The 12,567-nt window shown below is 66.7% G+C and carries 9 protein-coding genes and 1 pseudogene; 5 read left to right on the top strand and 5 right to left on the bottom strand.

Annotation, left to right across the window (positions count from 1 at the left end):
* Nucleotides 1–17: 17 nt before the first annotated feature.
* The 4 genes and pseudogenes from CFB43_RS32140 to CFB43_RS32155 all read right to left on the bottom strand — a co-directional run bounded on the left by CFB43_RS32140 (nt 18) and on the right by CFB43_RS32155 (nt 7,154).
* Nucleotides 18–1,631 (bottom strand): GMC family oxidoreductase, encoded by a 1,614-nt coding sequence (locus tag CFB43_RS32140; protein WP_089498063.1) that lies wholly within the window; start codon nt 1,629–1,631, stop codon nt 18–20.
* Nucleotides 1,632–1,708: 77 nt separating this feature from the next.
* Complete coding sequence (locus tag CFB43_RS32145; RefSeq protein WP_089498064.1) at nt 1,709–3,163, bottom strand: aldehyde dehydrogenase family protein; 1,455 nt, start codon at nt 3,161–3,163, stop codon at nt 1,709–1,711.
* 131 nt (nt 3,164–3,294) lie between these two features.
* Nucleotides 3,295–6,156, bottom strand: a pseudogene (locus tag CFB43_RS32150) (TOMM system kinase/cyclase fusion protein); the annotation flags it as partial.
* Nucleotides 6,153–7,154, bottom strand: coding sequence for an FHA domain-containing protein (locus CFB43_RS32155; RefSeq protein ID WP_089498065.1), 1,002 nt, complete (start codon nt 7,152–7,154; stop codon nt 6,153–6,155). The pseudogene CFB43_RS32150 and the gene CFB43_RS32155, both read right to left, overlap by 4 nt.
* A gap of 818 nt (nt 7,155–7,972) precedes the next feature.
* On the opposite strand from CFB43_RS32155, the gene CFB43_RS32160 reads away from it, so the two are divergent.
* From CFB43_RS32160 to CFB43_RS32170, 3 genes are all read left to right on the top strand, one after another.
* On the top strand, nt 7,973–8,683 hold the full coding sequence (locus CFB43_RS32160; RefSeq protein WP_089498066.1) for a PadR family transcriptional regulator: 711 nt from the start codon (nt 7,973–7,975) through the stop codon (nt 8,681–8,683).
* A gap of 38 nt (nt 8,684–8,721) precedes the next feature.
* Nucleotides 8,722–9,543 carry a siderophore-interacting protein gene (locus CFB43_RS32165; protein WP_089498067.1) on the top strand — a complete coding sequence of 274 codons (822 nt, stop codon included), beginning with the start codon at nt 8,722–8,724 and terminating at the stop codon, nt 9,541–9,543.
* Nucleotides 9,544–9,716: 173 nt separating this feature from the next.
* Complete coding sequence (locus CFB43_RS32170; protein WP_089498068.1) at nt 9,717–9,941, top strand: hypothetical protein; 225 nt, start codon at nt 9,717–9,719, stop codon at nt 9,939–9,941.
* A 26-nt stretch (nt 9,942–9,967) separates the two neighbouring features.
* On the opposite strand, the gene CFB43_RS32175 is transcribed toward CFB43_RS32170, so the two are convergent.
* A complete protein-coding gene (locus CFB43_RS32175) occupies nt 9,968–10,549 on the bottom strand; it encodes an undecaprenyl-diphosphatase (protein ID WP_089498069.1) in 582 nt (193 codons plus the stop codon).
* 443 nt (nt 10,550–10,992) lie between these two features.
* Here CFB43_RS32175 and CFB43_RS32180 point away from each other — a divergent pair, with 443 nt between their 5' ends.
* Nucleotides 10,993–11,733: an acetoacetate decarboxylase gene (locus CFB43_RS32180; RefSeq protein ID WP_089498070.1), complete on the top strand. Its 741-nt coding sequence runs from the start codon at nt 10,993–10,995 to the stop codon at nt 11,731–11,733.
* Nucleotides 11,734–11,785: 52 nt separating this feature from the next.
* Nucleotides 11,786–12,567, top strand: a 782-nt coding sequence (locus CFB43_RS32185; protein ID WP_089498071.1) for a 3-hydroxybutyrate dehydrogenase, incomplete at its 3' end; no start/stop codon positions are given.

The following is a 12,567-nucleotide window of genomic DNA, read 5'->3' on the forward strand; positions in this document are numbered from 1 at the left end:
GCCCTGCGCCGCCTCTTTCACCGACCAAGCAGCAGATCAGCGCCGCGTTCGCCGATCATGATTGCCGGCGCGTTGGTGTTGCCGCTCGGCACCTGCGGGCAGATCGAGCAATCGATCACGCGCAGATTGGCGAAGCCGTGCACGCGCAACGTCTTCTGGTCGACCACCGACGTCCGCGGGTCCGTACCCATCCTGCAGGTGCCGGCCGGGTGATAGACGGTCTTGATGTCCTGCCGCACGAATCGCTCGATCGCCGTCAGATCGTCCGGATCGATCCGGGCCGGCGCGACGATTTCCTTCACGTGCGCCTGCAGCGCCTTCGCGGACAGGATCCTGAGCCCGGCCTGAACGGCCCGGATCTGGCCGTCGAGGTCGGCCGGGTCGCTCAGGAAGTTCGCATCGATCCTCGGCAGGTCCGACGGATCCTTGCTGCGCAACGCCACCCGCCCGCGCGATTTCGGTTGCAGATGGCCGACCTTGACCGACATGCCGTGCTCGCTCGCCGGCGGCTTCTCTCCCGGCGTGTTGTCGAAGTTGTCGAGCAGCGGCAGGAAATGGAACTGAACGTCCGGCCGCCCGGTGCCCTGCGTGTCGATGAATGCGCCGCCTTCGAGGATGTTGCTGGTCAGCAGCCCGCTCCTGAAGCACTTCCATTGCAGGAAATGGCGCATCGCCCGGAGTCCCGTGTTCTCGCCGTAGAGGCTCGCCGGTGTGCGAATCGACGCCTGCACCGACATGTGCAGATGATCGTGAAAATTCCGGCCGACCGGCAATGCGGCAACCGTATCGATCCCGAGCGCGGCAAGATGCTCCGCCGGCCCGATGCCGGACAGCATCAGCACCTTCGGACTCCCGATTGCCCCTGCGCTCACGACGACCTCGTTGCGCACGCGCACCGACACGGGCGCATGGCCGCCTTCGCTGAATTCGACCGCGACCGCACGCCCCGCATCGGTCCGGATCCGGTGCACGAGCGCACCCGTCACCACCTTCAGCTTCGCGTCGTTGCGCACCGACGCCAGATAGGTCTGCGCGGTGCTCGCGCGTTCGCCGTTGCGCGTCGTCGTCTGGTAATAGCCGATACCCTGCTGCACTTCGCCGTTGAAATCGTTGACGTAGCGCAGCCCCATCTCCTGCCCGGCCCGGATGAACGCAGCCGTCAACGGATGGCGATAACGGTTCTCGCTGACCGGCAACGGGCCCGTCTGGCCGTGATACGCCGGCCCCAGGCTTTCGTTCGCTTCCGCCTTCATGAAATACGGCAGCACGTCGTCGTAGCGCCAGTCCGAGCAGCCCCACTGCGTCGCCCAGTCGTCGTAGTCGTCACGCTGCCCGCGGATGTAAATCATCCCGTTGACCGAACTGCCGCCGCCCAACACCTTGCCCTGCGCGATGATCATGCTGCGGCCGTTCGCGTTCGGTTGGGGGTCGGTCATGTAGGGCCATGATTTCTTCTGGAACACCTGCATCACGCCGCCCGGAATCCGGTGAAACGGATTGTCGTCGCGCGTGCCGGCTTCCAGCAGCAGCACCGAACCGGCGTTCTGCTGGATCAACCGCGCGGCCACGACGCAACCGGCGGAACCCGCGCCGATGACGACGTAATCGAAGGTCAGGTCTTGAGTAGTCATGTGTCTGTCGAATGGGATAGGCGGGCGAGCAATGCCCGCGATCTTGTTGTTGTGTCTCCGAGCCGGCACGTGCACGGCTACATCGCGATCGTGACGACCTTCTCCTCCAAATACGCATCAAGCCCGCTCTGCGACAGGTCGCGCCCGACGCCGCTCTCCTTGAAGCCGCCCCACGGCAGCCGTGCGTCGAGCGGGCTCCACGCGTTCACCGCGACCGCGCCGACCCGAAGACGGGCGGCAGTACGGTGCGCGGTCGCGAGATCGCGGGTCCACAGCGTGGCGGACAACGCGTAGACAGTGTCGTTCGCCAGCGCGACGGCCTCGTCTTCCGTATCGAACGGCATGATCGTGCCGACCGGCCCGAACACTTCGTCGCGCGCGATGCGCATCGCCGGATCGACATTCGCGAACACCGTCGGCCGCACGAAGAAGCCTTGCGACGGCACCGGTTCGTCGCCCGCGACCATCGTCGCGCCGTCGTGAAGCGCCACGGCGATATGCGTCTTCACGCGGTCGGCATGGCGGGCGCTGATCAGCGCGCCCATCTGCGTCACCGGGTCGAACGGCGTGCCGACCCTGACCGACCGCGCCGCATGCGCGAGCGCGCCGACGACGTCGTCGTAGTGGCGGCGCTGCACCAGCACGCGCGTGCCGGCCGCGCACGTCTGCCCCTGGTTGACGAACAGCCCCATCGCGACGCCGGCGATCGCCTGCTCGAGATTCGCGTCGTCGAAGATGATCTGCGGCGCCTTGCCGCCGAGTTCCAGCGTCAGCCGCTTGAACTGTGCGCCGGCTTCGCACGCGATCGTGCGGCCGACCTCGGTGCTGCCGGTAAAGCTGATCTTGTCGACACCCGGGTGATTGACCAGCGCGGCCCCGACCGACGCGCCGATGCCGTGCACGAGATTCACGACACCTGGCGGAAAACCAGCCTGCGCCGCCAGGTCCGCCAGCGCCCCGACCGCGAGCGGCGCGTCCTCCGACGGCTTGATCACGACCGTGCAGCCGGCCGCGAGCGCGGGCGCCAGCTTCCAGCACGCGATCATCAGCGGCGCATTCCACGGCACGATCAGGCCGGCGACGCCGACGGGTTCGCGCACCGTGTAGTTGACGGTCGGGCGCCCCATGAAGCCGCCGGTCGGAATCTGGCGGCCTTCAAGCTTGTCCGCCCATCCGGCGAAGTAGCGCAGTGTGTCGATCGACATCGGCAGGTCCATCATGCGCACTTCCATCGCGGGGCGCCCCTGCTCGCGCGCCAGCAGCTCGACGAAGCGTTCCGCGTCATGCTCGAGCAGGTCGGCCAGCCGGTTCAGCAGCTTCGCCCGCGCCGCGCCGGGCAACCGGCTCCAGGATCCGCCGTCGAATTCCGAGCGGGCCGCCCGCACGGCCCGGTCGACGTCGGCGCCGGTGCCGGCCGCCACGCGCGCAAGCAGGTGACCGGTGCACGGTTCGAATTTCTCGAACCACTCGCCCTGCGCGGCGTCACACGCGTCGCCCGCGATCCGGTGTTGAAGGGTGTACTCGGCTGTCATGGGTTTGTCTCCAGATTGTCGAAAACCGATCCGGCGCTGAAAGCCGTATCGGCCTATCTGGCCCACTGTAGGACGCGGGTGGCGGCACCGCTGGGACATCCGTGCATCGAGTGCAGGATTCAAATGCACAAGCGCGTGGCGTGTTCGTCGGCGCCGAACGCGGGTGCGTCCGCGCCGCGATCGGCTCGCGCGGCCAGCGCCTGGCTGACTCGCGCATGGTTGGCGCACCGCACGGCCGGCGGCATCGACGCGTACGCCGCGTCGCGAATCAACGCGTGGCGGAACGAATAGAACACGCGATCGCGCCGATGCCGCGCGTACATGATCCGCTCTTCGAGCAGCAGCTGCAGGTGGGCATCGAGCGTCGCGCGATCGTGCGGCGAGGCCGCGGCCAGCAGGTGCGCATCCACCTCGAGCCCGATCGTCGCGGCGAGCTGCGCGGTATCGCGCGCGTCGTCGATCCGGTCGAACGCGCGACCGAGCATTCCGCCGAGACTGACCGGAAGCGGGCACGGGTCCATCGTCCGCAGCCCCGCGAGCGAGCCGTCCGCCCCGCACATCGTCAGTTCGCGCGCGACCGCCTCGATGAACAGCGGAATGCCCGCCGTACGATGGACGAGCGGGTCGAGCCAGGCCGGATCGAGCGCGCCCTGGCCCAGGTGCGCCGACATCAAGCGCCGCGCATCGTCGCGCGGCAGGCGGCGCAGCACCAGGCGCTCGGTCGCGCCACGCCAGCGCGCGAGCCTGACGGGTCGCGACGTGAGCACGATGCAAAGCGCCGCCGCGCGCGGCGAGCGCTGCAGGTACGCCAGAAAATCCTCGGTCGAGCGGTCGATCCACTGGACATCCTCGACGACGAGCAACACCGGCGCGCCATTGCCGAGCGACACGATCAATTGCTCGAGCACATCGAACAGCGCGTCCTGTTCGCGCGCGTTCGGCCGCCTCGCCGCCTTCGCATCGCAGGGCAGCCCCAGCCAGGTCGCAAGCGCGACACGGGCCGCCGCACGATCGCATTCGAGCGCCGCGAGCATCGCGTCCATCGCCGCGTGCGAGATGTCGGCCGGACTGTCGGCGTCGAGTTGCCAATGCGCTCCGATGAACCGCAGGATCGGAAACAGCGCATGATTCTCCCGCTCCGGCTGGCATCCGCAATGCGCGAACGCGTGGCCCTGTGCCCGCACGGTCTCGCACAGCCCGTGTACGAGGCGCGACTTGCCGATTCCCGCGTCGCCGACGACGAGCCGCGGCGGCACACCGTGCGTTACACGACGATGCCGTGCAAGCGTCTCCTGCCACGCGCGCAGCAGCGCATCGAGTTCGCGCGTACGGCCGATCATCGGTGCCCGCATGCCGCCGTCGAGCGAATCGAACGGCGTATCGGCCCGACGCTCGCCGAGCAGTTCATGCACCGGCTGCGGCGCGAGGCCCGCCCGCGCCAGCCGCAACCCGGTCGGCCGGAAGTCGGCATGCCGTTCGAGCGCGAGCCGCGCATCGTCGCTGATCAGGATCTGCCCGGGCCCGGCCAGCCGCAACAGCCGCGATGCGGCGGCCGGCGTCGATCCGCCCGCCCCCTGCGCCGCATGCGCGAGAACCCGCCCGACGTGAATCGCAGCAGCCACTTCGACGTGCCAGCCTTCGCCGTCGACGGCATCGCGGGCGTCGGCCGGTACCGGCAACCGCGCGCGCCCGGCCACCCGCACCATGTCCAGCGCCGCACGCGCCGCGCGGCGCGCGGGCCGGTCGAGATCGCCTTGCAAGCCGAAATGGAACAGGAGCGTGTCGCCGAGCCGCTCGTCGACCTGCCCGCCATAGCCGACGGCGATATCCGCGCACTTCGTCAGCCACTGCGCCTCGTAGCGGTCGAGCAGGGCGCCGTGATCGGTTCCCGCATGGCGTTGCCGGCCGTCTCCGGCGATCGTCACGCAACAGCACAGCGTGGTGACCTGCCGGTATTCGCCCGCCGTTGCAACCGCTTCACCGCGCGGCATGAACGGGGGCGGGCGCATAGGCCGGCTTGCACGGCCGGCATCGAACGGGCCGACGAGCGCGGCGAAATTGAGCGCACGAAACTGCGCCGCGAGTTCGTCGGCCGAGGCGGCACGCTGCGCCGGATGCTTGCTCAACGCATGCCGCAGCACCGAGCCGAGCGGATGCGACGCGATCGACGGCGGAAGCGCGACATCCACCGGACTGAGTTGTTGATAAAGAATGTCGGCGACGCTTGCGCCCTGCATCACGACTTCGCCCGTCAGGCATTCGATCACGACGAGGCCCCACGCATACAGGTCGCTTCCGGGCGTCGGCGGTTCGTTGCGCAGTTGCTCGGGCGCGCAGTATGACGGCGAGCCGAGCACCCCGCCCGCGAGCGTCGCGGCCTGGGGCGCGATCTCGGTCGCGCCGGGCAACAGCGCGCCGATCCCGAAATCGAGGAGCTTCGCGTGCGGCCCGTCGTCGGCCATCTCGATCACGATGTTTTGCGGCTTCAGATCCCGGTGCACGATGCCGCGGCGATGTGCAGCCGCGAGCGCATCGAGCACCTCCGTCATCAGCCGTCCGGTGTCGACGGCAGACAGCGGCCCCTGCATTGCAAGCCAGTCATGCAGCGTCCGGCCCTGCACGCGCTCGAATACGGCGAACAGCCGCCCGTCGGGCGCTTCCCCCTGGTCCAGCAGCGCCACGATGTTCGGGTGCCGCAGCGCCTCGCACAGGCTCGTCTCGCGCCGGAAGCGCATGCGCTGGCGCGCGCGCTCGGCTTCGGTCCATGCGACATCGTCGCGCATCAGCTTGATCGCGACGTCTTGCCCCGTCTCGCCGCAAGTCGCGCGAAACACCACGCCGCTGCCGCCTTCGCCGAGCAACGCACCGAGCTGGTAATCCCGCTTGCCGGCCAGCACCGCGAAAGGCGCGGCGGCCTGCCGCGATTCATGCGCGTGCGGCACGACGCGAGCGCGTGCCGCGGTCGGCAACCCGGATTGTCGTTCCGCGTTCACGAGCAATGGACGACCGGGTCCGGCGCCGGACGATGCATGCCGATGCGCGGCTCGCCGCCCGGCACCGACTGGCATTCGAGGCGCTCGCCGCGCATGACGCGGAACGGGAAATCGCCGAAGCGGACGCTGCCGCGCCGCCGCTCGACCAGCTGACTCGCGTCCAGCCCCGGCAGCGCCGCGAACTGGCTCCGGGCGCGATGAATCTGCACGTTGAGATGGGACGTATCGATACCGAGCATGCGCGCCAGCCGGTCGAGTTCGATCCAGCCTTGCGTAGCCGCGTCGTAGCCGGCCTGCATGTCGGCCGAACGTGCGCGGGCGAGCGTGACGAGGCTGTAGTGATGCGCGCGCTCGCCGAGATCGACCACGCCGCCGCGAACATGCAGCAGCGCACGCGCATGCTCTTCGTCGCGGCTGACGAAGAATTCGAGCAATCGGGCCGGCACGGCCGGATCGGCCGGCGCGCGCAGCGTCATCGTCGAGCCGTGGCGCACGAGCGCCACGCGCCATGTGACGTCGCCCGTCGACACTTCGTCGCCGTCATGGAGCGCGCGCGGCGGCAACGTGTCGTCGCACAGCCAATCGCCGGCCGGCGAGCGGACGATCGTGACCGGCTGCGCGGCGTGGGCAGCCAGGATCTGGCGCGGCGTGAGCACGATCGGGGGCACGGCGCCCCGTACCGGCCACAGCGTATCGGCCGGATCGTCGAGCGACGCGACGCGCCACGGCGCGACACCCGCCCTGCCGAACCGGATCACGTCGCCTCGCTGCAGCACCGCGTGCTCGCCGTCGCGCAATGGCACGCCCGATACCGACGTGCCGTTGCTGCTGTGATCGTGGAGCTCCCATCGCCCGCCGACCCAGCGGATATGGGCATGGACCCGGGACACCGACGCGTCGCGGATGACCGTATCGCAGCGCGCGGCATCGCGGCCGAACACGTGATATGCGCGGAGCAGGCACGCTTGCCCGGAAGAATCGTTCTTGAGTATCGCCATGGCCGCCCCGTATCGGATTCGCCCGGATCGCTCGAGTGACGCGTCGACGCCCGGGAAAGCGATTGATTCAATGATCGCGAACGGTGTCGACCATTCGCCGCCTCGTTACCAGTTTCTTCGTCAACTTCCTTTCGGATCGTTGCTCGTCCGGCGTGTATTATTGCGACCGATTGAATGGTTGGTTGTTTTGTTGTTTTAAAACCGAGCAACTTGATGAAAATCCTGCCAAACAAAATCATGCGCCGCAATCGAAATACTCAAATCCCGCTTTAATATTGCAATGCTTTACATTTTCGACGAACCCGTCACCTCAAATATAAAGGGTCGAAAATCTTCACTGCCTCGCAGCCCATGACAGGCTTGAATCCAGCGGAAACACCACATTGAATGACGGGGTGCATTTAAATACCTTTGCCGGCGCGGAATTTTTGTTTGATCAAAAGAAAATAAATTAAAACAATTCAATCTAATTAAATAATGTTTGCCGGTGTTTTAGCAGATTGCATTACATGAATTACCGCGAAGTTCAGGCGTGTCACGGCCATTTTCTCGCGATGTCATCGACACGCGGATACATGCCTGCACGCCGCTGCCTCACGATCAACGTCTGGCGCAGGCTGCAGAAGCTGGCAATGCATCGACCGTCCGATCGTCGTGGCCGGCTCGCGCTACGCATCACATGAAGCGCATCGACGGCAGTCCCCGCCGCACGCTGCCAGCTCCACCCTCGCCCACTATCCAGCCCCAATAAATCCCCTTGACGGCCTATCTTTCGATATATATCTTTAGATATGTTTTCCGACATATAGGACTCGAACATGCGACACAACCCTTCCCGCGGCCATGCCCGATGCGACGGTCATGGTGCGCATGCCCGCCCTGACGGATTCGCCGGTCTCTGGTATGCGATCGGCCGCCATCGTCGCGGCCACGATCCGTTCGGTGGCGGCCCGTTCGGTGGCCGTGGCGGGCGCGGCGGCTTTGGCGATTTCGGCGACGACGGCATGCCGCGCGGCCGCCAGTTCAGCTCCGACGATCTGCAGCTGCTGCTGCTCGCGCTGGTCGCCGAGCAGCCGAGCCACGGCTACGAGCTGATCAAGGCGCTCGACACGCGTTCGAACGGCTTCTACAGCCCGAGCCCCGGCATGGTGTATCCGGCGCTCACGTATCTCGAAGAAGTCGGCTTCGTCGCGTCGCAGGCGGAAGGCAACCGCAAGCGGTATGCGCTGACCGACGCCGGCCGCGCGCATCTCGACGCGCAACGCGAACGCGTCGACACGCTGTTCGCGCGCCTCACGCACCTCGCACGCAAGATGGAATTCATGCGCCGCGCGTTCGCCGGGGAAGCGGCGGGCAACGAGACGCCGGACGAAGCGCAAGCCGGCTGGCTGCCGGAGTTCGTCGAGGCGCGTCTCGCACTCAAGCGGGCGCTGCTGCACAAGAGCGCCGCCGACGCCGACGAACAGCGCCGTATCGCCGCCATCATGCGCCGCGCGACGGCTGAAATCGAAGGCGGCAGCGGTGCGTAATCCGCGCCGCCCCGTCAAACCCTAAGGAGAACGGATTGATGCAGAACACATCCGACCGCACCGTGACCCGCGTGCGCCACACCCTCAAGTTCCGCTTGCTGCAGGTCCTGCGCGTGCACACCGTCACGCCGCACCTGCTGCGTGTCACGCTCGGCGGCCCCGATCTCGCGGATTTCGAATCCGCGTCGTTCGACGATCACGTGAAGGTATTTTTCCCGCCGCCCGGCGCTGAACGGCCCGTGCTGCCGACGCTCGGCGCGAACGGTCCCGAGTTTCCGGAAGGCGAACCGAAGCCGGTCGCGCGCGACTTCACGCCGCGCCGTTTCGACCGCGCCGCCGGCGAACTCGATCTGGAATTCGTGCTGAACCACCCGGGCCCCGCGTCGCAGTGGGCCGCCCAGGCGCGTGTCGGCCAATGGCTCGGCATCGGCGGCCCGCGCGGTTCGTTCGTCGTCCCGACCGGTTTCGACTGGCACCTGCTGATCGGCGACGATACGGCGCTGCCGGCGGTCGCACGGCGTCTCGAGGAATTGCCGGCCGGCGCGCGCGTAGCCGTCGTGATGGAAGTCGCGGATCGCACCGCGCAGATCGCGTTCGACACGCGTGCCGACGTGCATGAAATCTGGCGCTTCCGCGCCGAAGCCGACGCGGCGGACGGCGACGTGTTGCTGAATGCCGTGCGCGACCTGCCGCTGCCGCCGTCCGGCGACGGCTATGTGTGGGCGGCGGGCGAAGCGCTGTCGATGCGCGCGGTCCGCCAGCACCTGACCGGCGAGCGCGGCGTCGACAAGTCGCGCATCCGTGCGGCGGCCTACTGGAAGCGCGGCGCGGCGGCCGTGCACGAAACGCTGGAAGACTGATGGATGCGGGTGCCCGGCAAACGGGTATCCGCTTGAGGTTGGCCGGCCGATGACACAATCGTGGCGTCGGCGCACCAGCGGGCTTGGCACCGCGATCGCGACTGGTATATATCTGTGGGTGCGACGCCGCTGTCGGGCGACAGCCGCCGCAGCCCGCCCAGGAGCGCCCGGTCATGACAAAAGAAAGCCACGCGTCGCCGTTCCTTCGCAACCTGAAGATCCTCGGCTATTGCGGCCTTGCCGCGGTGATACTCGCGCTGTTCGTCGCGATGTGCGCGATCCTGAAGGAAAGCGCACTCGACCGCGATGCCGCGCAACACCCGGCCGATACCGCTGAACTGCACGATGCGGGCGCTGGCCCGTCCGCCTCGGCCGAATCGGCCAAGACACCCGGCTGACGGCGTCCTGCCCGATCTCCTGCTACTTACGGCGCGTGCCGGCGGCCCATCACGGCGGCATGCACCGAATCGCCGAGCCGCTCGAGCAGCGCGATCACGCGTTGCCCATACAGGTGTGCGGCCAGCGCGCCGGCCGTGCCGACCAGCACGCCGCCTGCCATGTCGAACGGCCAGTGCACGCCCGCATAGATACGTCCCCATGCAATCGCCGCGGCCATCGCGACCATCACGAACCCGGTGAATCGGGTCGTGCCGCCGAGCATCAACCCGACCGCCATGCTCCACGCGAACGTCATGTGATCGCTCGGAAACGAGCTGTCCGGCGCGTGCGGAATCAGCTGCGTGCCGACGCCCGCCATGAACGGGCGCGGCGAGAACCAGAAATGTCCGATGACCTGCGCGAGCGCGAGCGCCACGCACACGCCGACGCCGGCTTCGATCGCCTGGCGCCGCGTCGGGCGCGCACCGAAGATCCAGGTCAGCAACAGCATCGCGGGCAACGCATAGACGAGCCAGTCGGCGGCGAAGATGGCGAGGCGGGCCACGCCCGGCTGGGGCGAGACCCCGGCGTTGATGGCGGAAAAGAGGGTGAGATTGAGGGTCTGCATGAATCCGGTTGCGTGGGGCGTAAAAAATCGGCCGGTTGCCCGGCCTGCTACGAACGATGCTAAGGCGCACCCGCTTAAGCGATGCTTAATAAGACGGCCGCGCGCGACGAAGCCCGCTGCCGCGAACGCGCTTAGAGCCTGCACTGCAACACAAGTTCACACATTTGTCACATTCCCGCGCGACCGTCTCCCGGAAAGGCTCACCTGGCATCCCGTAAAGACTCACCTTTTTCACATCGTGGCGTCATCGACGCGTGCAAACATCAGGACGCCGGGTGCCATCCAGACCGTTTGCGTCATTCATCTCAATATTTACGCTGCGAATGCTTCGAAATCGGCAACAATTAATTCCATATGCGGCATCGCACAACGGTAACGCACAGGCATAGGATTACGAGCTTACGAGCACTCATCCACGAAGCGATCAACAACAAGGAGTCCGCATGAAACCCAGCGATGTCCGATCGAAAGCGTTTGCGATGCCGTTGACCAGCCCCGCCTTCCCGATGGGCCCTTACCGTTTCGTCGATCGTGAGTTCCTGATCATCACGTATCGCACCGATCCGGACCGTCTCCGCGAAATCGTCCCCGAGCCGCTGCAGGTCACCGACCCGCTCGTGCATTACGAATTCATCCGTATGGCCGATTCGACCGGCTTCGGCGACTACACTGAAAGCGGTCAGGTGATTCCCGTCGAATACAACGGCCAGCCGGGCGGCTATACGCTCGCGATGTATCTCGACGATCACCCGCCGATTGCCGGCGGCCGCGAACTGTGGGGCTTCCCGAAGAAGCTCGCGTCGCCCACGCTGCACGTGAACACCGACCACCTCCTCGGCACGCTCGACTACGGCAAGGTGCGCGTCGCCACCGGCACGATGGGCTACAAGCACAAGGAGCTCGACATCGACGAGCAGACCAAGCGTCTCGCCGGCCCCAATTTCCTGCTGAAGATCATTCCGCACGTCGACGGCACCGCGCGCGTCTGCGAACTGGTGCGCTACTACATGCAGGACATCAAGATGAAGGGCGCGTGGACGGGCCCCGCATCGCTCGAGCTGGCACCGCACGCGCTCGCGCCGGTGGCCGACCTGCCCGTGCTCGAAATCGTCGAAGCCCGCCACATCGTCGCAGATTTGACACTGGGCCTCGGCGAAGTCGTCTACGATTACCTGGCTCAGTAACACGTCCGCAGTCCTTTCTCCCTGTCAATCCTTTCACCACGGGAATTCGAACATGAGCAACCTGAATGGCAAGACCGCAGTCGTCACGGGCGCCGCGAGCGGCATCGGCAAGGAAATCGCACTCGAGCTCGCGAAAGCGGGCGCGGCCGTCGCGATCGCCGACCTGAACCAGGACGGCGCGAACGCGGTCGCCGACGAGATCGTCAAGGCAGGCGGCAAGGCAATCGGCGTCGCGATGGACGTGACGAACGAGGAAGCCGTGAACAGCGGGATCGACAAGGTGGCCGAAACGTTCGGCTCGGTCGACATCCTCGTGTCGAACGCGGGCATCCAGATCGTCAACCCGATCGAGAACTATTCGTTCGCCGACTGGAAGAAGATGCAGGCGATCCACGTCGACGGCGCGTTCCTCACGACCAAGGCCGCGCTGAAGCACATGTACAAGGACGATCGCGGCGGTGTCGTGATCTACATGGGTTCGGTGCACTCGCACGAAGCGTCGCCGCTGAAGTCGGCGTACGTGACGGCCAAGCACGGCCTGCTCGGCCTGGCCCGCGTGCTGGCGAAGGAAGGTGCGAAGCACAACGTGCGCTCGCACGTCGTGTGTCCGGGCTTCGTGCGCACGCCGCTGGTCGACAAGCAGATTCCGGAGCAGGCGAAGGAGCTCGGGATCAGCGAAGAGGAAGTGGTGAAGAAGGTGATGCTCGGCAATACGGTCGACGGGGTGTTCACGACCGTTCAGGACGTCGCGCAGACGGTGTTGTTCCTGTCGGCCTTCCCGAGCGCCGCGCTCACGGGCCAGTCGTTCATCGTCAGCCACGGCTGGTTCATGCA

It is taken from the genome of Burkholderia sp. AU15512 (assembly GCF_002223325.1).
Classification (GTDB): Bacteria; Pseudomonadota; Gammaproteobacteria; order Burkholderiales; family Burkholderiaceae; genus Burkholderia.